Raw genomic sequence first — 21098 nt, 5'->3', positions numbered from 1 at the left:
ATAGAACAGGAAACCTCGATGCTCTCCCGACTCATATTGGAATTGGGGAACCTCTATTCCCTCTGCATCGTCATCTACTGCATTTTCACGTGGATTCCCATGAACAGGCAGGGGGTGCTCGCCGACATCGCGAATTTCTTCCGTGCCATCTGCGAGCCGTACCTCAACCTGTTCAAGAAGCTGATCCCCCCTATTGGAGGAGCAGTGGATATAACGCCCATCATCGCGCTGGTTGTACTACAATTAGCCGTGTCTTTCATTGTCCGCCTGCTCTAATCGGCGCATGCCGTTGAAGTTATCGTACGAAGGGAAAACCAATGGCACTCACTGCTGAAGACGTCAACAATCAAAGTTTCTCGATCGACCGCAAGGGCTACAACGTTGACGAGGTCGATGTTTTCCTGGAGCAGGTTGCGGCTTCGCTTGACGAGCTGAACGCTCAAGTGGCCGACCTTTCCGACCAGCTCCGTTCGTCCCAAAGCGCGCCCGCGGCGCTTTCCTCCGGCGACGAGGGCTACTCCCGCGCCGACATCGAGGAGCGCGATGCCCGCATCCGCGAGCTCGAGGTGAAGCTCGCCGACCGCCGCGCCGACGACAGCGCCATCTCGCAGGCGCTTATCGTCGCCCAGCGCTCCGCCGACGAGGTCATCGCAAACGCCAACGGCGCCGCGGAGACCACCCGCCAGGACGCCATGGCCGAGGCGCAGCGCATCCTCGACAAGGCCAATGCCGAGAAGCAGCGCGTGCTCGACCAGATCAAGAAGCTCGAGGACGACCGCGAGGGCGTCCGCGACCAGTTCACCGAGATGCTCAACGAATTCGTGGCGAGTTCGAAGGACCTGCTCAGCGACTTGGAGGCCGGCAAGGGGAACCGCTCCCGCGGCAGCCACCGCCTGCCCTCCGCGCGCACTGCGGCGGAATCGCCCGAGACCTCGGGCGCTCCCTCGGCGGCAGCCGTCGCGGCGACCTACACCACGCCTACCGTCTCCCCGGTGGTGGTGGCTCCCACCGCGCCTAAGCCCAGCAAGCCCGAGAAGGACTTCAGCGGCTTCGGCGACACCGACGACGGCTTCGAATTCGACGACGTCGACTAGGGGAACCGCTGACGGATTCCGCCGGCCCAGGGACGGCATGCTGGCGCCGGAGCGGCTCGATCCCCGTTCGCGCACGCCTGCGCCCGCTCGGCTTTCGCCGCCCTGGCACTCAGCCCGCCGTCCCCGGCCAAGGCGGAATTCATCAGCGCTTCCCCAACGCGGCGCAGCTCCCCGAGCTCGATCCCTTGCATCGCGCGCCCGGAAGGCTTTCCCCTCCGGGCGTTTTCGCGCTCGCGTCCAGCCGGTTTGCCCTGATGCGGGCCGGGAGCGCGGGGCTTCGTGCACGAAGCGCGCCCGTGGGGTTGCGGATCGACGGGATCGGCGCACCCCGCCGACTCAGAGCAGGGCGCCCCACGCCTCCAGCGGGAAGGTGATCAGGAGGGTTCCCGCGCCGACGGTGATGGAGGCGGGGGAGGCGGCGAACTCGTTGCTGAGGCCGCGGCTGACCGTATCGGGCACGTCCTCGTGCTCGAAGGCGTATTTCAGGCCCTTCTCGCACACGTCGCGCGCGGTCCCGCCGTGGGCGAACACGCTGACGAAGTTTGCATAGGGGCCGATGAGCTCCTCGGGCGGGATCTCCGCGAAACGCAGCTCGCCGGGTGCCGCGCCCCCTGCGATCGCGGCCAGCGCGAATGCGTCGCCGATTCCGAAGACGCGGACGCCCGCCTGCGCGAGTCCGCTCATGAGCTGCACGTTGGCGATGGTATGGTCCAGGCGGGCGGACAGGCATCCGTACAGCAACAGCTCGTCCGCATGGGCAAGCCCCTTGCGGCAGGCGAGCTCCATGTCGCTTTCGTCCTTCTCCGCGGGGAAGACGGCCACGTTCGAGGCATCGGGCACGAAGCCGAGCGAATCGAAGTCGCCCACGACGGCATCGGGTTCGATGCCGGCTGCTTTGAGCTGGGCGTATCCTCGGTCGACGGCGATGACGTAGTCGGGCCGCTGCGAGCGGAAATGCCCGACGTTGAAATCGACCGCCCCCACGAGCGCACAGGTGCCCATCGGCGCCCTCCCTTCGAATATGGCGAAGCTCCCGGCTTTTCGGCCGCCCGGCACATGCGCGGGCAGTCTGCTACAATACTCCCTCGGAGCGGGCGGGACAACCGCGGGCCGCGAAGGCGGCGTGAGGAAAGTCCGGGCTTCGCAGGGCAGGATGCCAGCTAACGGCTGGACGGGGCGACCCGATGGATCAGTGCCGCAGAAAAGAAGACTCCGCCTCGCGCGGAAAAGCTGAAACGGTGCGGTAAGAGCGCACCAGCATGCCGGCAACGGCATGGCTTGGCAAACCCCATCCGAAGCAAGCGCAAATAGGAGCGCCATGCGGTGGCCCGCCGCGCGTTCGGGTTGCGCGCTCGAGACGCGCAGCGATGCGCGTCCTAGATAAATGGTTGTCTTCGACGACAGAACCCGGCTTACACGCCCGCTCCCTCCCGTCTTCTCCGCCCCGCTAGCGGCTTCCCTGCGGCGATGCGGCCGATTCCCGCAGCACAGGGGGCATTTGATACGCCGCGGCGCCGGCTCGGGCCAACCCGTATCTCCGATGGGGTTTCGCGTGCCCGCCGGAACCATTCATCATGCCCGATTTGCCCTCGCAGTTCCCCTGATTCGAAACGAGGTGCGACCGTTGGTGTAATATGGATCGACCGGGGAGCCGCGCGGTGGCTGAGAGGGGGCGTTTCGCCCCGACCCGATGAACCTGTATGGGTAATGCCAGCGAAGGGAGTATGCATGACGCAGATGGATGCGGCGCGTGCCGGCGAAATCACCCCGGAAATGAAGCTCGTGGCCGAAAAGGAGGGCCGCGATCCCGAATGGATCCGCGAGCGCGTGGCGCGCGGGCGCATCGCGATACCGGCAAACGTGCACCACCGGGCGCTCTCGGCGGAGGGCGTGGGAGAGGGGCTGCGCACGAAAGTCAACGTGAACCTGGGGATCTCCGGCGACATCGCCGACCTTCCCCTGGAATGGCGCAAGGTGGAATGCGCGCTGCGCTACGGTGCGGAATCGATCATGGATCTGTCGAACTGCGGCAAGACGCACCCCTTCCGCAGCGAGCTGGTGGCGAAGTCCCCCGCGATGATCGGCACCGTGCCGATGTACGATGCCATCGGATATTTGGAGAAGCCCCTGGAGGACATCACCTGGCAGGATTTCATGCGCGTGGTGCGGGCGCACGCCGAGGATGGCGTCGATTTCGCGACCATCCACGCGGGCATCAACCGCCGCACCGTGGAGGCCTTCTTGCGCGGCGGCAGGAAGATGAGCATCGTCAGCAGGGGAGGGTCGCTCATCTTCGCCTGGATGGAGCTGACGGGCAACGAGAATCCCTTCTTCGAGCACTACGACGAGCTGCTGGAGATACTGCACGAACATGACGTGACCATCTCCCTCGGCGATGCCATGCGCCCCGGCTGCTTGGCCGATTCGAGCGACGCCGGCCAGATCTCCGAGCTGGTGGAGATTGGCGCGCTCACGCAACGCGCATGGGATGCCGGCGTCCAGGTGATGGTGGAGGGGCCGGGCCACATGGCCATGGACGAGATCGCCGCGAACATGAAGATGGAGAAGCGCCTGTGCCACGGCGCGCCGTTCTACGTGCTGGGCCCCCTGGTGACCGATATCGCCCCCGGCTACGACCATATCACGAGCGCCATCGGCGGGGCGATCGCGGCGGCGGCGGGCGCCGACTTCCTCTGCTACGTCACCCCGGCCGAGCATCTGCGCCTGCCCGACGAGGATGACGTGCGCGAGGGCGTGGTCGCCACCAAGATCGCCGCCCATGCGGCGGACATCGCCAAAGGCGTGCCCGGCGCACGCAATGCTGATGACGCGATGGCGGACGCCCGACACGCGATGGATTGGGAGGCGATGTTCGCGGTCGCCCTCGATCCCGTCAAGCCGCGCGCATACTTCGAGAGCGCCCCGCCCGCCGAGGAGGGGACGTGCACGATGTGCGGCGAGATGTGCGCGGTCCGCACGATGAACCGTGCCCTCGATCGGCTCGAGGCGAAATTGGGGGGCAGCCATGCATAAGTTCGTTCCGGAGGACCTGCTGTGCTACGCTGTCACGGACAGCGCTTGGCTCGGCGGGCGCACGCTGCCCGAATGCGTGCGGCAGGCTATCGAAGGCGGGTGCACGTTCGTGCAGCTCCGCGAGAAGGACGCCGGGCAGGAGAGGATCGTCGCCCTCGCGCGTGAGATCAAGCCGATCTGCGAGGCGGCCGGCGTGCCGTTCGTCATCGACGACGATGTGCAGGCCGCTCGCGAGGTGGGCTGCGACGGCGTGCACGTGGGCCAGAGCGACGAGGGGTGCGCATCCGCGCGTCGGACCCTGGGGCCCGACGCCATCATCGGCGTTTCCGCCCAAACGGTCGCGGAAGCGCAGGCCGCCGAAGCGGCCGGGGCCGACTATCTGGGCGTGGGCGCGCTGTTCGGCACGACGACGAAGCTTGACGCCGGCGATCTGCTCACGGCTGGGCGCTTCGCCGAGATCTGCCGGTCGGTGTCCATCCCCGTCGTGTGCATCGGCGGCTTGAACGCCGGCAATCTTCCCCGGATCAAGGGACTGGGGGCGTCGGGCGCCGCGGTCGTCTCGGCGATATTCGCGGCGGATGATTGCGGGGCCGCCGCAGCCGAGTTGCGCGCGGTGTGCGATACTGTGTTCTAACCGAGAAAAGGAGCATGCGCTATGATTCCCTCCGTACTTTCCATCGCCGGTTCCGATTCGTCGGGCGGTGCCGGCATACAGGCCGACCTGAAGACCATCGCCGCCCATAAGCTCTACGGGGAGACGGCCATCACCGCGGTGACCGCGCAGAACACCCTGGGCGTGCTCGCCGTGGCATATCTGGACCCGGCGTTCGTCTCGCAGCAGATCGAAGCGGTGTTCGACGACATCCGGCCCGCTGCCGTGAAGATCGGCATGGTCGGCAACGCCGACATCGCGCGTGCCGTCGCGCGCACGCTGCGCGATGTCGAGGCGGAGAACGTCGTGCTCGACCCCGTCATGGTCGCCACCTCGGGGTCGTCGCTGATGGCCGACGCCGCCGTGCAGGCCGTCGTGGACGAGCTGCTGCCCGTGGCGGACATCGTTACCCCGAACATCCCCGAGGCCGCCGTCCTTTCGGGGCGCCGGGTGGAGGCGCAAAAGGACATGTCAGCCGCCGCCCAGGCCATCCAAACGCTGATGGGACGTGGGAAATGGGTCCTGGTCAAGGGCGGACACCTTGCGGATTGCGCCGATGACCTGCTGCTCACCGAGCACGGCCGCGAGGTGTGGCTGCGCCGCAAGCGCGTCGCCACGTCGAACACGCATGGGACGGGCTGCACGCTGTCCAGCGCCATCGCCTGCGGGCTCGCGCGCGGATTCGACATGCAGGCGAGCGTCAGCAAGGCGAAGTCCTACCTTTCGGGTGCGCTGGAGAGCGACCCGGGCATGGGCCGCGGCAGCGGCCCGCTCGACCATATGTGGGAATACCGCTAGACGTGGGGGAAATCGCAGGTCGACGGGGGCGGGGTGCGGTTCGGCATCGCCGCCCCGTCGCGTCGGGGCGCTCCCCGGCCATTCCGCACGCCGCCCACGCTGTGCTGCAAAGAAGCGTTCGCAGTCGCTTCGATAGTCGTTATCGCAGGTAAGCGACTCGCGCCCTCGGTATGTATGCGCCCAGGGCGCGTCTTCGTGCAGGAGTAGTACCGCAATACTATATACGTCGCTGCAAACGGTGCTCTTTGGGGAAATATGTGAATGCACCTTGCGCATGGCCTGCCGTTTGCTACGATGAACACGGTTTCCCCGGCGGGGAGCCGTTTCCAAACACTTCCCCTTTGAGAATGCGCTCGTATCACGTTCCGTCCATGCGCATTCTGCATTTCCTTGTGAGGAGGAATCTTTCCGTGAAATTTTTCCTGGACACCGCCGACTTGGCCGAGATCGAAGAGGCGGCAAGCTGGGGCGCCATCGCCGGCGTGACCACCAATCCGACGCTCTACGCGCGCATCGGCGGCAAGCTGCCCGATTTCGAAGCCCACATCAAGCGCATCTGCGACATCGTCGGCTCGGATTGCCCGGTTTCGGCGGAGAGCGTCGCCATGGACCGCGCGGGCATCGTCGAGGACGGCCGCCGGCTTTCGGCGATCGCCCCCAACGTCGTGGTGAAGGTTCCCACGATGGTGGAGGGCCTCGCCGCAACGCGCACGCTGGCGAACGAGGGCATCCGCGTGAACATGACGCTGTGCTTCAGCGTTCCCCAGGCGATCCTCGCCGCGCGGGCGGGCGCGCGCTACATCAGCCCCTTCATCGGGCGCTTCGACGATATCAGCGAAGACGGCCTGGCTCAGGCGAACGACATCGTCGACGCCATCGCCAACTACGATTTCACGGCCAGCACGGTGGGGGGAGAGCGGGTGGAGGTCATCGCCGCCAGCATCCGCAGCGCCCACCACGTCGCGCAATGCGCGCTCATGGGCGCCGACATCGCGACGGTGCCCTTCGGCGTGCTGAAGAAAATGGTAAAGCATCCCCTGACCGATCAGGGGTTGGCAAGTTTCATGAAGGACTGGGAGAAAGTGCAGGGTGCCTAGCATGGCCGAGAACGAAGAAGCCTTGATGGTTGAGGAGAAGCCGAAGTGCCGTACACCCCGCGCGCGCAAGGCGAAGCCGGCGCCCGAAACCAAGGTCGATGCCGCGGCGGAGGCCCCCGCGGAGCCGCGGCGCTCCCGAGCGAAGACTGCTGCCGGGGACGATGCCGAGCCGAAGCCCGCAGCCGACAACGACGGCGAGCAGAGGACGGCGGGCGATGCCGCGCGCGAGACCGCCACGAAGGTGCGCCGCCGCCGCGTGCAGCCCAAGCAGCAGGGCACGCAGCGGCAGGATTCCACCGCCCAAGCCGGCCCCGGTGGAAAGGACCGCAACCGCGGGAAGAACCGCAACCGCCATGACCGCAACGGCCGCAACCGCGAGGTTTCGCCCAGCGTCACCAAGGACGAGCTCGCCGCGCTGAAGGTCGTCGAGCTGCGCGAGAAGGCCAAAGAGCTCGACATCGACACCAAGGGCCTGCTCAAAGCGGACTTGATCCAGGCGGTGTACGATGCCGAGGTCAAGAAGGAGGGTTTCGTCGAGGTCTCCGGCGTCCTCGACATCCTATCCGACGGGTACGGATTCTTGCGCACGGAGGGATACCTGCCCGGCGAGCACGACGTGTACGTGGGCACGGCGATGATCCGCCGCAGCGGGCTGCGCAAGGGCGACATGGTGTCCGGCACGACCCGCCCGCCGCGCAACAACGAGAAGTTCGGCGCGCTCCAGCGCATCGCCTCGGTGAACGGCAAGCCCGTCGAAGAGTCGTTCCGCCGGCCGCATTTCAAGGATCTCATGCCGGTCTACCCCGACGAGCGCCTGATCATGGAGCACGGCCGCCAGAGCATCACCTCGCGCGTGATCGACCTCGCCGCCCCCATCGGCAAGGGCCAGCGCGGGCTGATCGTCTCGCCCCCGAAGGCGGGCAAGACCACGGTCCTCAAGCAGATCGCCGCGAGCATCGCCGCCAACAACCCCGAGGTGCATCTCATGTGCCTGCTCGTGGACGAGCGCCCCGAAGAGGTCACCGACATGGAGCGCAGCGTGAAGGGCGAGGTGGTAAGCTCAACCTTCGACATGCCATCCGACAACCACATCGCCGTGGCGGAGATGGTGATCGAGCGTGCGAAGCGCCTCGTGGAAGAGGGCAAGGACGTCGTCATACTGCTCGACAGCATCACCCGCTTGGCGCGCGCGTACAACCTCGCGCAGCCCGCGAGCGGGCGCATCCTCTCCGGCGGCGTGGATTCCACCGCGCTGTATCCGCCCAAGCGCTTTTTGGGCGCTGCCCGCAACATCGAGGGCGGCGGCAGCCTCACCATATTGGCTTCGGCCCTCATCGACACCGGCTCGAAGATGGACGAGGTCATCTTCGAGGAGTTCAAGGGCACGGGCAACATGGAGCTCAAGCTCGACCGCAACCTCGCCGACCGCCGCATATATCCGGCCATCGACCCGGTGGCAAGCGGCACGCGCAAGGAGGATCTGCTGCTCAACCCCCAGGAAGCCCCGCTCATATGGGCCGTCCGCCGCATTCTGGCGAACATGAACAACACCGAGCGCGCAATGGACATGCTCATCAAATCGCTGAAGCAGACGGAAACCAACGCGGAATTCCTGCTGCGCACGGCCAAGAAGGCGCAGAACCGCCGTTCCGACGACAACTTCGAATTGTAGGGGGAATCCATGGCAGAGAACACGCCCTACGATGCCCCGCAACCGCCCTACAATGCATGGCAGCAAGCGCAGCCCCCGTATCCGCAGCCGGCGCAACCCGCCCGACCCAAGAAGAAGCGCGGGTGGATCGTCGCGCTCGTCATCGTCGCGATCATCGCCCTCCTTGCGTTCTCCGTCAGCTCGTGCACCCAGGCGCTGATGAGCGGCGGCGGGGATATGCGCGTCGCCAAGCCGGGAACGGTGGCGGTCATCAATCTGGACGGCACGATCAAGTACGACGGCAGCTCATGCAGCCCCGAGGGGTTGAAGTCGCTGCTCGATGAGGCAGAGGGGGACGAGAACATCGTCGCCGTGGTGCTGCGCGTGAACTCCGGCGGCGGCACGGCGACCGCCGGCGAGGAGATGGCCCAGTACGTGCGCGATTTCAGCAAGCCCATCGTGGTGAGCTGCGCGAGCATCAACGCCAGCGCCGCGTACGAGATCAGCTCGCAGGCGGATTACATCTTCGCGGCGAAATCGACCGAGACGGGCTGCATCGGCACGGCCATGCAGACCATCGACTACTCGGGCCTGCTCGAGCTGCTCGGCGTGCAGATGACCAACATCACCAGCAGCCCCAACAAGGATTCCAGCTACGGAACCCGGCCCCTCACCGACGAGGAGCGCGCCTATTACCAGGATATGGTGAACCAGATCAACCAGGTGTTCATCGACAACGTCGTCCAAGGCCGCCGCATGTCCGTCGAGCAGGTGACGGCGCTTGCCACAGGCCTTCCGTTCACCGGCGTGCAGGCGGTTCAAAACGGCCTGATCGACGAGATCGGCACGCTCGAGGACGCCGAGGCTAAAGCGGCGGAGCTTGCGGGCGCGAGCACCGATGACGTGCCGGTCACCACGCTCAAGATCGAATCGCACGGCCTGTCGGACCTCCTCGACCTGCTGTCCTCCTCGAGCAATTCGGGCGGCATAAGCGTCGACCAGCTGGCGAAAGCATTGAAGGAGCTCAACCATGGCGATGGAATCGTCCAATAACGTGGAATGGCCGCATCGCGCCGTCGTGACGGCGGGCATGCCCTACGGGAACAAGCCGCTCCACTTCGGCCACGTCGGCGGCGTGTTCGTCCCCGCCGACTGCTTCGCCCGCTTCCTGCGCGACCGCATCGGCGCGGACAACGTGCGGTTCGTGTCGGGCACCGACTGCTTCGGGTCGCCGATCGACGAGGGGTACCGCAAGCTCGTCGAGGCGGGGGGTTTCGAGGGGACCATTGCCGACTACGTCCAACGCAACCACGACGCGCAGAAGGCGACCCTCGACGCATACGGGATCAGCCTCGACATATACGAGGGCAGCGGCATCGGGCATGCGGGCGAGGTGCATCAGGCGGTCACCAACGAAGTGCTGAGGCGCCTGCACGAGAGCGGGCACCTGCATAAGCGCGAGACCCTGCAATTCTACGACCCCGAAGCCAAAACGTTCTTGAACGGGCGCCAGGTGGTCGGGCGCTGCCCCGTGCAGGGGTGCAAGAGCGAGAAGGCATACGCCGACGAATGCGATCTGGGCCACCAGTACGACCCGCGCGACCTCATATCGCCGCGGTCGTCGGTCACCGGCAGCGTGCCGGAGATGCGCCCGGTGCAGAATTGGTACTTCGACTTGCCGGACTTCGCGGACTACCTGCGCGACTGGGTGAAGCTGGAGGAGCGGGACCCCGACGTGCGCGCCGTCGTCACCGAGACGATCGAGGAATTCCTCGTGCCGCCGATCATCTTCGTGAAGAACGATCTCCACGACGCGTACCTGGGCGTGAGGGACCGCCTGCCCGAGCATGCCTTCCGCCCGGCCGAGGGCGGCAAGCAGAGCTTCGAGCTCGAATTCCCGGACATCGACGCGCGCGATGACGCGCGCGACGTCCTCGCGGCGGCGGGCATCCGCTTCCGCACGGGCAAGGCGCTCGTCCCGTTCCGCATCACGGGGAACATCTCCTGGGGCGTGAAGGCGCCCGAGATGGACGGCACCAGCGGGCTGACGGTGTGGTGCTGGCCGGAGAGCCTGTGGGCCCCGATATCGTTCACCATCGCCGCCAACGACGCCCGCGGCCTGCCGCGCGAGGAATGGCGTCGGTTCTGGTGCGACGACGATGCCGAGGTCTACCAGTTCATCGGGCAGGACAACATCTACTTCTACGGTGTGGCGCAGCCCGCGCTGTGGGCCGCGATGCAGGAGGGGGGCAATCGCGATCTCGAGCCCTCCGGTTCCGACCTGCGCCAAACCAATCTGGTCGCCAACTACCACATGCTCTTCGGCAGCAAGAAGGCGAGCTCGTCGAGCGAGTGCAAGCCGCCGACCGCCGACGAGCTGCTCGACTTCTATACCGTGGAGCAGCTGCGAGCCCACTGGCTCGCGCTGGGGTTGGACCAGCGCGCGGTCGGGTTCAAGCCGAAGGCGTTCGAGCCCGACCCCGCGAAGCGCGCCGATGCGCGCGTCTCCGATCCGGTGCTGAAGGAAGGCGCGCTGCTCACGCGCGTGTTCAACCGCCTGGCGCGCAGCTGCCTGTACGAGGCGAAGAACAATTTCGACTGCTTCATGCCCCTGGGCGCGGTCACGCCCGAGGTGCGCGACCGCGCGCTCGGCACCATGTCCCGCTACGAACGCTTCATGCACAGGGTCGAGCTGCATTCGATCATGTCGCTCATGGACGATTTCATCCGCTATGCGAACAAGTGGTGGAGCGATGGGATACGCCGCGCGCAGAACGACGAGGACGAGGCGCTTCGCCGCCAGGTGCTGGTCGACAGCTTCTACCTGCTCCGCATCGCGACGCTGCTCATGCATCCGGTGGTGCCCCAAGGGACCGAGAAGATCTGCGATTACCTCAATTTCGACTTCGCGGAATTCTTCAGCTGGAACTACGACTTCGAGAGCATGGACGAGCTTTGCGGCGCCGCCGAGCTGGGGGAGGGGCGCCATCTGGTGCTCGAGCTTCCCCCCAAAGCCGACTTCTTCCGCCCGCATCCCTCGCAGTTGAAGAAGTGATGGAAGGGTTTGCCCTCGCGAAGGGGCGGGGGTATAGTTACCGGGTTCGTCTTTCGCCTTGCACGGAAACCAAGGCGGCAAAGGAGAAAACCATGAAACAGGGAATCCATCCGGAATACGTCGAGTGCACGGTCACGTGCTCATGCGGCAACACGTTCAAGACACGCTCCACGAAGTCCGAGCTCAAAGTCGATATTTGCAACGAGTGCCATCCGTTCTTCACCGGGCAGCAGAAGCTGATCGACACCGGCGGACGCGTCCAGCGCTTCACCGACAAGTTCGGTTCCGCCCGCGAGGGCGTCGCTGCCCGCGAGGCCGCCAAGAAGGCCAAGCGCGCCGAGGCGACCGCCGCTGCGGAAGCCGCCAAGAAGGCCGAGCGCGAGGCGAAGGCCGCCAAGAAGGCCGAGCGCAAGGCCGAGTTCGAGAAGAAGGCCGCCGAGGCCGAGGCGAAGGCCGCTGCCGCCGCCGAAGCCGCCGCAACCGCCGCCGCTGCCGAGGAGGCCGCCGCCGAAGCGCAGGCCGACGAGGTCATCGCCGAGGCCGCGACCGCGGAGGAAGCCTCTGCTGCGGAGTAAGCCGCGCCACATGGAAATCGAAAAGGGTGGAGTCCCGCTCCGCCCTTTTTTCATGCCGCCGGGGGGTGGATCAAATCCCCCATGAGATGAACGCCCAGGTCACCACGCGGGGCTCCCTCAGCACGAGCGCGCCCTGCTCGTTCCCCTTGGCATCCGCCTCTCCCGCATGCGGGTTGGCGACGAGGTTGCCCTCGAGCCACGAGCGCAGCTTGCCCTTCGCCGTGCCGATCTCCTCGGTCCGGCTCGCATCGACCACGTCGTCGATCATGCGCCCGAAGTCGATGGCGGCGGCGTCCAGCGAGTCGAAGGTGTCGCGTCGGATCGTCCGTATATAGGCCACGCTCGGCGCGAACCCGGCGTTCACCAGTATGTTCCAGGCGTATTGGTGATCGCGGCCGTGCAGGTTGCGGATGCCGCAGGCGCTCAGCACGCGCGGGTCCATGCGCGGGCTGCTCCCGCATGAAAGGGTGACGCAGCACTTCCGCCGGGCGATCCAGGTGAGCTTGGCGAGCGCCGCGGCCATATCATCGGTCGCGATGGAGCGGCTGGCGAAGGCCACGTCGGCCGATTTGGCGCGCAACCCCGCTTCCTTCCAGTTGTCATCCCATGCCAGATGCAGCGTCTTCACCCGAACGCCCGTCGCTTGCGCGCGAAGGCCGGTCTGCTCGAGCATGCTGCTGCTGAAATCGGCGGCGACCACCTCGTGCCCCGCCTGCGCCAAGGGGATCGCCAGCGTGCCCGTTCCGCATCCCATGTCGAACACCGATTCGCCTGGCCCGACGGCGGCGAGCCGGAGGAAATCCTCGACGTAGGGGTTGTGCTGCCCTGTGTCGAAGTTATTCGACCGCTTGTTCCAGTATTGCGAGTCGTCGCGCTTGCGGCGCACCCGCTGCAGGAGCTTCCATTCCTCGTTCCAGTCGGTCCCCTGCAGAGTCGATATCTGCTCGATGCGTTCCACCATGCGTTCTCCTTACCTACCCCGTTCATGGTAACAGCATATGGCGGTTGCGCGTACATCCCCGTAAACGCGATTTTGTCGTTTAGGATACGAAGGAGTTTGAAGGAGGGTGCTTCCATGCATGTCGAACTGCTATACCATACGCCCGATCCCGAGCGCGCCATCGCCACGGCCGCGCGGCTGTGCTACGCGCCGGTGGGGGCGGCGGAGCTCATGGAGACGCTGTCCGAGGATCGCATTCGAAGCGTGCTGGGCACCATCATGGGCAGCGGCCATTTCAGCACGCTCGAGCATGCCAGCTTCACGTTCGCGGTCGACGGGGTCTCCCGCGCGCTCACCCATCAGCTGGTGCGGCATCGCCTGGCAAGCTACAACCAGCAAAGCCAGCGCTATGTGAAGTTCAAGGACGGCGTGCCGGCGGTCAAGCCTCCCACGATCGCCGAGAACGAGGAAGCCGCCCGCCTGTTCGACGATGCCATCGCCGTAGCCGCCGAGGCGTACGCGAAGCTCGTCGCCGCGGGCGTCCCCGCGGAGGATGCGCGGTACCTGCTTCCCAATGCGACCGAGAGCAAGATCGTGGTCACCATGAATGCCCGCGAGCTGCACCACTTCTTCGGCGAGCGCTGCTGCAACCGCGCCCAATGGGAGATCCGCGATCTCGCGTGGCGGATGCTCGAGCTCGTGCGGCCCATCGCGCCGTTCATCTTCCTCGACGCCGGCCCGGGCTGTGTGCGCGGCCGATGCCCCGAAGGGAAGATGGCCTGCGGCAACCCCTATCCCCGGGCGGAGTGCCGGTAGCGTGGCGCGGCCCCGTTCCGACCTCAAGCGCGCCTTCTCGGAAGACGGTACGCTGAAGACCCACGTCGGGGGGCAGGCCCTCCTCGAGGGCATCATGATGCGTGGCCGCTACAACTGGAGCGTCGCCGTGCGCGAGCCCGCCGGGGGGATCTACACCGAAGAGCACGACCTTGCCAGCGGCAGGGACGAGAACAGCTGGCTGCGCTGGCCCGTCATCCGCGGATGCACCGCGTTCGTCGAGAGCCTGGCGCTGGGCTACAAGGCGCTCGAGATCGCGGCGCTCCACGCATTCGCTGAGGGGGACCGCGCCGGCGAGGAGCGCGCCGGCGATGCCGAGGCGCCCGCTGCGCACGGGGAGCACCCGAGCGAGGCGGCGCCGTCCGCCGCGGCGGGCTCGTTCAGCTGGAGCCGCGACTTCGGCCATCCCGACGAGGCGATCGACGCCCTCGGAGCCCAGCGCGCGCTGGAGGTGGTGCGAGAGCCGGCTGCCGAGGGTTCGCCCGCGAACGCGTCCCGCGCAGCCCGCGATGATTCCGACGGGGGCTCGTTCGGCCATCGCGAGATGGCGGCCTCCATGGCGCTCGGGCTGCTTCTGGGCATCGTGTTGTTCATCGTGGCTCCCGCCGCCCTCGCCAACCTGCTGGTGGGGGAGTACGATCACGCCACGCTCGCTTGGAACCTGGTCGACGGCGTGGTTCGCGTGGCGGTCTTCGTCCTCTACATATGGCTCATCGGGCGCATGAAGGATATCCAGCGGATGTTCGGCTACCATGGCGCGGAGCACAAGACCATCCATTGCTACGAGCACGGGCTGCCGCTTACGCCCGAAAACGCCCGCAGCTTCCCCCGGCTCCACGTACGCTGCGGCACCGCGTTTCTGATCATGGTGATGATCATCGCCATATTGGTATACACCATCACGCCGATCAACGGGCTCATCGCCGCCTGGGGCGTGCCCGACGGCCTGCCGAAGCTCGCGCTGGTAATCGCAGTCCGCATACTGCTGATGCCCGTCATCGCGGGGGTGTCGTATGAGGTCACCGTCAAATGGGCCGGTTCCCATCCCGAAAACCCGCTGGTCAAAGTCATATTGTGGCCGGGGATGCAGATGCAGTACCTGACCACGCGGGAACCCGACGACGGCCAGGTCGAATGCGCGATCGCCGCGATGCGGCTGGTGTTGGAGTGCGAGGCTCGGGAAGAGGCGCCTGCGGGCAAGGCGGAATTAATCAGTGGTTCCCTAGAGCTTGGAGGTCGTCACGATCTGGGTGGCGCGCGCAGGCTCCGCCGCGGGAGCGGGCGCTACGAAGAATTGCAGGTACACGCTGACGGAACCGATGACGATCAATGCGATTAAAGCGAACAAGGCGATGAATTTCCGCACCGACGCGTCACCTTCTCTCAAACCCATCCTATCAAGGCGCCCCCAGCATAGCCGACTTTGCCCGCATGCCCTCCGCGATGGCGGTAATACAGATTCCGCCCGCAAGGATTTCGCCGAATCTCCTTTAACGGAGCGGTGCATGCGGCTTAACGGAGCGGTGCATGCGGCGCGGCGGTGTAATTTCGCGCCCCGCCGGTTTTTCGTGTATCATGCCGTCCAGTTCGCGTCCGAGGTTCGGACGCCGGAATTCCAACCCCACGCACGTTAAATCAAGAGAGGGGCATCGTGTGAAGCTCGTAGTCACGGAAAAGAACGACGCTGCCGAGAAGATCGCGCAGCTTTTGGGCGAGACCAAGCCGAAACGGGACAAGGTGTACAGCACGCCGGTGTATCGGTTCGCGGTGGACGGCGAGGATTGGATCGCCATCGGCTTGCGCGGCCATATCCTCGAACCCGACTTCACGCCGCAGCTGGTCTACAAGAAGCGCGGCGGATGGCGCGGGGTGGATGCCGACGGGGAGGCCGTCCCGGCGAAGCTCCCCCCGACGCTTCCCAAGCCCCCCTTCAAGAAGAAGAAGCCCTTCACCGAGGACGGCGTCGATCTGTCCAAATGGAAGATGGACGCGCTCCCGTACCTCATCTACGCGCCGGTGCGGATGCTCCCCAAGGAGAAGGACATCATCCGCAGCCTGAAGAACCTGGCGAAGAAGGCCGACAGCATCGTCATCGCCACCGACTTCGACCGCGAGGGGGAGCTCATCGGCAGCGATGCCCTCCAGATGGTGCGACAGGCGAACGGGGCCGCGCCCGTCTCGCGCGCGCGGTACTCCGCCTTCACCGAGCAGGAGATCGCCCACGCGTTCTCGAATCTCGTTGCCATGGACGATGACCTTGCGGCTGCCGGCGCGAGCCGGCGCGACATCGACCTCATCTGGGGCGCCGTGCTGACCCGCTATCTGACGCTGGTGAAGTTCGCCGGCTATGGCAATGTGCGCAGCTCGGGGCGCGTGCAGACGCCCACGCTGGCCCTCATCGTCGCCCGCGAGCGCGAACGGCTCGCGTTCAAGCCCGTCGACTACTGGGTCATCCGCGGGAGGTTCGCGAAGGCGGGCGAGGAATTTTCCGCCCCGCACGCGACCGCGCGCTTCAAGACGGAGGAGGCGGCCATAGCCGCGATGCGGCATGTCGAGGGCGCCACGACGGCGCGGGTCGTCAGCGTCGAGAAGAAGCGCCGCCGCGTGAAGCCCCCGGCGCCGTTCAACACCACCTCGCTCATGGCTGCCGCGGCCTCCGAGGGCATACGGCCCGCGCGCACCATGCGCATGGCCGAGAGCCTTTACATGGACGGCTACATCAGCTACCCCCGCGTCGACAACACCGTGTACCCCTCATCGCTCGATTTGGCGGAGGTCGTCGCCATGCTCGAGGGCAACCCCGCCTACCGCCCGTATTGCCAAAAGCTCCTTGCGGAGGGGCCCCTGCATGCCACGCGCGGCAAGAAGGAGGAGACGGACCATCCGCCCATCTACCCCACGGCGGCGGTCACCCCCGACGACCTGCCCGCGGCCGAGTACAAGCTGTACAACCTCATCGCCCGCCGCTTCCTGGCCACGGTCTCCGGCCCCGCCACCATCGAGGGCACCAAGGTGGCGCTCGACGTGAATGCGGAGCCCTTCGCCGCCAAGGGCGACGTGCTGGTGGAGGCGGGCTTCCGCGCCATCTATCCCTACGGCCTGAAGAAGGACGAGCAGCTTCCCGCGCTCGAAGAAGGGCAGACGGTCGATTTCCTGGGCGCGGATATGCAGAAGAAGAGCACCGAGCCCCCGGCGCGCTATTCGTCGGGCCGCCTGATCCAGGAGATGGAGCGGCTCGGCCTGGGCACCAAGAGCACGCGGCACAGCATCATCGAGCGCCTGACGACGGTGGGCTACGTGGTGAACGACCCGCTCGAGCCCACGCAGATGGGCATGGCCGTCGTCGACGCCCTGGGCTCCTTCGCGCCGCACATCACCACGGCGGACATGACCGCCGAGCTCGAGCGCGAGATGAGCAACATCGCCGAGGGCAAGACCACCAAAGACATCGTGGTGGGCCATTCGCGCGATCTGCTCGCCGAGCAGCTCGCTGCCCTGATGCCCCATTCCGAAGAGGTGAAGACCGCCCTGGCGGATGCCGTTGCCGCCGACGCATACGTGGGCAAATGCCCCAAATGCGGCAAGGACCTGCAGCTGCGCGTGAGCCAGAAGACGCGGGGGATGTTCATCGGGTGCGCCGGCTGGCCCGACTGCGATGTCACCTATCCGCTGCCGAAGGGCAAGGTCGAGGCCACGGGCAGCACCTGCCCGGTGTGCGGGATGCCGCAGATCAAGGTTTCCCCGTTCCGCGGGAAGCCCTTCCTCCACTGCATCGACCCGGAATGCCCCACGAACAAGGAACCCGATCTGGTGGTAGGCGAGTGCCCGACATGCGCTGCCGCCGGCAAGCACGCGCGCCTCATCGCGCGCAGAAACCCGCGCACGCTGAAGCGGAGCATCACCTGCGAGAACTTCGACGAGTGCGGCACGCGCTACCCGCTTCCCCAATACGGGACGCTGGAAGCCACCGACGAGGTGTGCGAGCATTGCGGCGCGCCGCTCGTCGTGGTCACCACGAACCGCGGACCGTGGAAGCTGTGCCCCAATTTCGATTGCCCGGGGCGCGCGGAGGCCGAGAAGGAGAAGGAAGAGCGCAAGGCGAAGAAGGCCGCGCGCGGAAAGGCACGCTGATGAGCGCGGAAGCGGGAGTGTTCATAACGTTCGAAGGCGGCGACGGGGCGGGCAAGAGCACCCATATCCGCTTTTTGGCGGCCGCCTTGGAGGGGCAGGGACGCGAAGCGCTCTGCCTGCGCGAGCCGGGTGGAACGGTCGTGGGCGAGGCGCTGCGCGACGTCGTTCTCGACCCCGCGAACGAGGGGCTTGCGCCCGAGGCGGAGCTCTTCATCTACGAGGCGGCCCGCGCCCAGATCGTGGCGGAGGTGATCAAGCCCGCGCTCGCGCGCGGTGCGGTGGTGCTGTGCGATCGCTTCTGCGATTCCACGGTAGCCTACCAGGCGTACGGCCGGGGCCTCTCACGCGAGTTCGTGCAGCAGGCTAACCGCTTCGCCTGCCAGGGCGTGCGCCCCGACCGCACCGTGCTCATGCTCGCGTCGGAAGATCCCGCGGTCGGCCTGGCCCGCGCGTCGCGCGGCTCCGCGCCCGACCGCATGGAGGGCGCCGGCCTGGAATTCCACGAGCGCGTGGCGCATGCGTTCCGCCTGCTCGAAACGCATGCCCCCGACCGGGTCCGCGTCGTGCGGTCGGCGGCCCGCAAGAGCGATACCGCGCGCGCGGTGTTTTCCGCCGTGGCCGACGTGCTCGGCTGGGATGCGGAGGACCTCCCGTTCGACGATGCGTTCTTCCACGGCGCGGACCGCTCGAACCGGGCCGGGAAGGGGCGCGCGGCCGCGGCGGGGAAGGCGCTCTGATGTCCGACCCGTTCGAGCGCATCCTGGGACAGCCCAAGGTGCGGGAATTTCTGCGCGCCACGGTCGCGTCCGGGCTCATCGGCCAGTCGTACCTGTTCACCGGTCCGGCGGGGAGCAATAAGACGACCGCGGCGTACGCCCTTGCCCAGGCGGTCGTGTGCGAGGACTCCGGGTGCGGGACCTGCGACGCGTGCAAGCGCGTGATGCGCCGCCGCCATCCCGATGTGATCCATCTTGAGCCCGCCGGGGTGGACGGCTACCTTGCCGAGCAGGTGCGCGATATCGTCGCCGATGTGAATATGGCGCCGGTCCAGGCGAAGAGCAAAGTGTACATCATCGACCGGGCCGACCAGATGGGCGCGTCCGCGGCGAACGCCTTTCTGAAGACGCTCGAGGAGCCTCCCGCGCATGTGGTGCTCATCCTGCTCGCGCGCACGCGCGCCGGCGTGCTCTCCACCATCGTCTCGCGCTGCCAGGTCGTCCCCTTCCGCCAAATCCCCGAGCGCATCGCCGCCGGCATCGTCGCCCAGAACAGCGGCGTCGCCGCCGATCGGGCGCGGTGGGCGCTCGCGGCCTGCAACGGCTCCATCGACGCGGCGATCGAATTCGCCCGGTCGACCGACCGCTTCCTGTTCAGGCAGCGGGTGTTCAAGGTGATGGAGGATCTGGCCGCCGCGGACGACCTGGATATACTGGGGTACGCCGCCGAGCTGATCGAGATGGCGAAAGCTCCGCTCGACCTGGTGCGCCGCGGCCTCGACGAGGATCTGGAAGCCTCGCGCGAGTTCATGGCACGCTCGGCGATCAGGCAGATCGAGGCGCGGAACAAGCGCGCGCTTTCGAAGAAGACCAAGGATGTCCTGTACGAGACGACGGCCTTGATGCGGTCGTGGTTGCGAGATATGCTCGTGGTGTGCGGCGGCGCCGCGAACCTTGAGGTGAACGGCGATGCGGCGGCCGCGATCCGAGCGGCGGCCGCGAAAACGGATGAGGGCCGCGTCGTGCGCGCGCTTGCCGCGGTCGACGAAGCCGACACGGCCATCCGCTATAATGTTTCGCCCGAAACGTGCATCGATGTTCTGCTTCTGCAAATGAGAGAGGAGCTGTATGGTTCGCATAGCGCCCGTGGCGTTGCAAGATAATCCGCGTCTGCTCTGGCTCGACCCCCGCGACCTGGACATCCGCGAAGGCGACACCGTCATCGTCCATACCGAGAAGGGTTTGGATTTCGGCGTGTCGAAAGATATCATCGAAGTGGGGGAGGACCAGGTCAAGCGGCTGAGATCGAGGCTGAGGCCCGTGGAGCGCATCGCCGATGACCGCGATCTCGCGCGCATCCGCGATCTGCGGCAGAAGGGGCGCGACGCCCTTCCCCGGTTCAAGCAGCTTGCCGCCGAGACCAACGAGGATATGCACCCCGTGATGGTGGAATACCTCTTCGACGGCGACCGCGCCATCTTCTTCTTCGAGGCCGAGGAGCGCGTTGACTTCCGCGACCTGGTGCGCAAGCTGGCGAACGAGTTCCACGTGCGCGTCGACATGCGCCAGGTAGGCGTCCGCGACGAGGCGCGCCTCGTGGGCGGCCTAGGCCATTGCGGCCAGGAACTGTGCTGCCGGCGGCTGGGAGGGGATTTCAACCCCGTGTCCATCCGCATGGCCAAGGAGCAGGATCTTTCGCTGAACCCGCAGAAGATCAGCGGCGTCTGCGGCCGCCTGATGTGCTGCCTGCGCTACGAGTACGACGCGTACAAGGACTTCCATTCCCGCGCCCCCAAGCAGAACGGCCGCATCGAGACGCCGCATGGCACCGCCAAGGTGGTTTCGCTCGACGTCCCGCGCGAGCAGGTGACGGTTCGCGTGGAAAGGGGGGACAAGAACGTGACGTTCCCCCTGTCCGCCATGGACCCCGTGCCCGAGGATGCGGAGAACAAGCGCCCCACCAGCATCGGCGAGGCGTTCGATGAGTATGCCAACCCCGATCCGTTTGGCGCCTCGGTCGCGTTCGGCGCTTTCGATACGGCCGGTTTCACGCGGGAATCGAAGCTGGGCACCGCGCAGGCCCATCACAATCCCGCCTCCAAGCGCAACGGCGTCGACGCGGGCGGATCGTCGAGCGAGCATCGCAAGCCCCGACGCAGGCGGGGCAACGGCGGCAAGCCGGCCGATCAGGCCCGGCAGCAACACTCCGGACGCAAGGGCAAGCCCCAAGGGGGGGATTCCGCCCAGCCGGGGAAGGATCAGCCCTCGCACCGCCGGCGCTGCCGCCGGCCCGCGGCGATCCAACAGGGACAGGCGCCCCAGGGCGCGCCTCGGCAGCCCCGCCAGGACAAGCCGAAAGGGCAGCAGCCGGCGGGCAGGCCGAGGCCGGGCCAGAAATCCAGCGGGCTGTCCCATGGGCAGAAGCCGTCCTCCCATGCCGAAGGCGCCCCCGCGGGCGTCCGCAGAAAGCGGCGGCGCAGCCACCATACGGGAACCACAACAGGCAGCGAAGGGGAGTAGAC

At 66.6% G+C, this 21098-nt stretch carries 18 protein-coding genes, 1 other RNA gene and 1 riboswitch; of the genes, 17 read left to right on the top strand and 2 right to left on the bottom strand.

Translation table 11 applies throughout. The features are described from left to right. Nucleotides 1-18 precede the first annotated feature (18 nt). Both NOV21_RS08085 and NOV21_RS08080 read left to right on the top strand, forming a co-directional pair. Nucleotides 19-276 carry a YggT family protein gene (locus NOV21_RS08085; protein WP_283170548.1) on the top strand — a complete coding sequence of 86 codons (258 nt, stop codon included), beginning with the start codon at nucleotides 19-21 and terminating at the stop codon, nucleotides 274-276. 41 nt (nucleotides 277-317) lie between these two features. After that, nucleotides 318-1094 (top strand): DivIVA domain-containing protein, encoded by a 777-nt coding sequence (locus NOV21_RS08080; RefSeq protein WP_283170547.1) that lies wholly within the window; start codon nucleotides 318-320, stop codon nucleotides 1092-1094. Nucleotides 1095-1430: 336 nt separating this feature from the next. On the opposite strand, the gene NOV21_RS08075 is transcribed toward NOV21_RS08080, so the two are convergent. Beyond that, nucleotides 1431-2096 (bottom strand): thiamine diphosphokinase, encoded by a 666-nt coding sequence (locus NOV21_RS08075; RefSeq protein ID WP_283170546.1) that lies wholly within the window; start codon nucleotides 2094-2096, stop codon nucleotides 1431-1433. A gap of 85 nt (nucleotides 2097-2181) precedes the next feature. On the opposite strand from NOV21_RS08075, the gene rnpB reads away from it, so the two are divergent. The 9 genes from rnpB to rpmE all read left to right on the top strand — a co-directional run bounded on the left by rnpB (nucleotide 2182) and on the right by rpmE (nucleotide 11955). Continuing rightward, an RNA gene (rnpB, locus tag NOV21_RS08070) (RNase P RNA component class A) lies at nucleotides 2182-2525 on the top strand. A gap of 203 nt (nucleotides 2526-2728) precedes the next feature. After that, nucleotides 2729-2833: riboswitch (TPP riboswitch) on the top strand. After that, nucleotides 2823-4127 (top strand): phosphomethylpyrimidine synthase ThiC, encoded by a 1305-nt coding sequence (gene thiC, locus NOV21_RS08065; RefSeq protein WP_283170545.1) that lies wholly within the window; start codon nucleotides 2823-2825, stop codon nucleotides 4125-4127. Its footprint overlaps the riboswitch before it by 11 nt. Then, nucleotides 4120-4761 (top strand): thiamine phosphate synthase, encoded by a 642-nt coding sequence (gene thiE, locus NOV21_RS08060; protein WP_283170544.1) that lies wholly within the window; start codon nucleotides 4120-4122, stop codon nucleotides 4759-4761. The genes thiC and thiE overlap by 8 nt, the downstream gene beginning before the upstream one ends. A 21-nt stretch (nucleotides 4762-4782) precedes the next feature. Further along, a complete protein-coding gene (gene thiD, locus NOV21_RS08055) occupies nucleotides 4783-5577 on the top strand; it encodes a bifunctional hydroxymethylpyrimidine kinase/phosphomethylpyrimidine kinase (RefSeq protein ID WP_283170543.1) in 795 nt (264 codons plus the stop codon). Between the two features lie 410 nt (nucleotides 5578-5987). After that, complete coding sequence (locus NOV21_RS08050; RefSeq protein WP_283170542.1) at nucleotides 5988-6674, top strand: transaldolase family protein; 687 nt, start codon at nucleotides 5988-5990, stop codon at nucleotides 6672-6674. Between the two features lies 1 nt (nucleotide 6675). Further along, nucleotides 6676-8346: a transcription termination factor Rho gene (rho, locus tag NOV21_RS08045; RefSeq protein WP_283170541.1), complete on the top strand. Its 1671-nt coding sequence runs from the start codon at nucleotides 6676-6678 to the stop codon at nucleotides 8344-8346. Nucleotides 8347-8355: 9 nt separating this feature from the next. Continuing rightward, the gene (gene sppA / locus NOV21_RS08040) at nucleotides 8356-9378 is read left to right on the top strand and encodes a signal peptide peptidase SppA (protein WP_283170540.1); all 1023 of its coding nucleotides are present in this window, start codon (nucleotides 8356-8358) and stop codon (nucleotides 9376-9378) included. Further along, nucleotides 9362-11380, top strand: a complete 2019-nt coding sequence (locus tag NOV21_RS08035) for a methionine--tRNA ligase (protein ID WP_428978392.1) — start codon at nucleotides 9362-9364, stop codon at nucleotides 11378-11380. Before sppA ends, NOV21_RS08035 begins: the two co-directional genes overlap by 17 nt. A 92-nt stretch (nucleotides 11381-11472) precedes the next feature. Continuing rightward, entirely contained in the window at nucleotides 11473-11955 is a 483-nt protein-coding gene (rpmE, locus tag NOV21_RS08030) for a 50S ribosomal protein L31 (protein WP_283170538.1), read from the top strand. A gap of 70 nt (nucleotides 11956-12025) precedes the next feature. Here rpmE and NOV21_RS08025 read toward each other — a convergent pair whose 3' ends face one another. Beyond that, complete coding sequence (locus NOV21_RS08025; RefSeq protein WP_283170537.1) at nucleotides 12026-12916, bottom strand: class I SAM-dependent methyltransferase; 891 nt, start codon at nucleotides 12914-12916, stop codon at nucleotides 12026-12028. A 114-nt stretch (nucleotides 12917-13030) separates the two neighbouring features. On the opposite strand from NOV21_RS08025, the gene thyX reads away from it, so the two are divergent. The 6 genes from thyX (at nucleotide 13031) to NOV21_RS07995 (ending at nucleotide 21096) form a co-directional block, all read left to right on the top strand. Then, nucleotides 13031-13711, top strand: coding sequence for an FAD-dependent thymidylate synthase (gene thyX / locus NOV21_RS08020; RefSeq protein WP_283170536.1), 681 nt, complete (start codon nucleotides 13031-13033; stop codon nucleotides 13709-13711). A 1-nt stretch (nucleotide 13712) separates the two neighbouring features. Beyond that, nucleotides 13713-15068, top strand: coding sequence for a DUF1385 domain-containing protein (locus NOV21_RS08015; protein WP_283170535.1), 1356 nt, complete (start codon nucleotides 13713-13715; stop codon nucleotides 15066-15068). Nucleotides 15069-15382: 314 nt separating this feature from the next. Then, nucleotides 15383-17860, top strand: coding sequence for a DNA topoisomerase I (locus NOV21_RS08010; protein ID WP_283170534.1), 2478 nt, complete (start codon nucleotides 15383-15385; stop codon nucleotides 17858-17860). After that, entirely contained in the window at nucleotides 17860-18597 is a 738-nt protein-coding gene (tmk, locus tag NOV21_RS08005) for a dTMP kinase (protein WP_283170533.1), read from the top strand. The genes NOV21_RS08010 and tmk overlap by 1 nt, the downstream gene beginning before the upstream one ends. Next, a complete protein-coding gene (locus tag NOV21_RS08000) occupies nucleotides 18597-19739 on the top strand; it encodes a DNA polymerase III subunit (protein ID WP_283170532.1) in 1143 nt (380 codons plus the stop codon). The genes tmk and NOV21_RS08000 overlap by 1 nt, the downstream gene beginning before the upstream one ends. After that, complete coding sequence (locus tag NOV21_RS07995; protein WP_283170531.1) at nucleotides 19705-21096, top strand: PSP1 domain-containing protein; 1392 nt, start codon at nucleotides 19705-19707, stop codon at nucleotides 21094-21096. The genes NOV21_RS08000 and NOV21_RS07995 overlap by 35 nt, the downstream gene beginning before the upstream one ends. Nucleotides 21097-21098: the final 2 nt, after the last annotated feature.

It is taken from the genome of Curtanaerobium respiraculi, from assembly GCF_024609215.1.
Taxonomy (GTDB): Bacteria; Actinomycetota; Coriobacteriia; order Coriobacteriales; family Eggerthellaceae; genus Curtanaerobium; species Curtanaerobium respiraculi.
The sequence above is the reverse complement of the archived record's forward strand: the minus strand, read 5'-3'. Positions and strand labels throughout refer to the sequence as shown.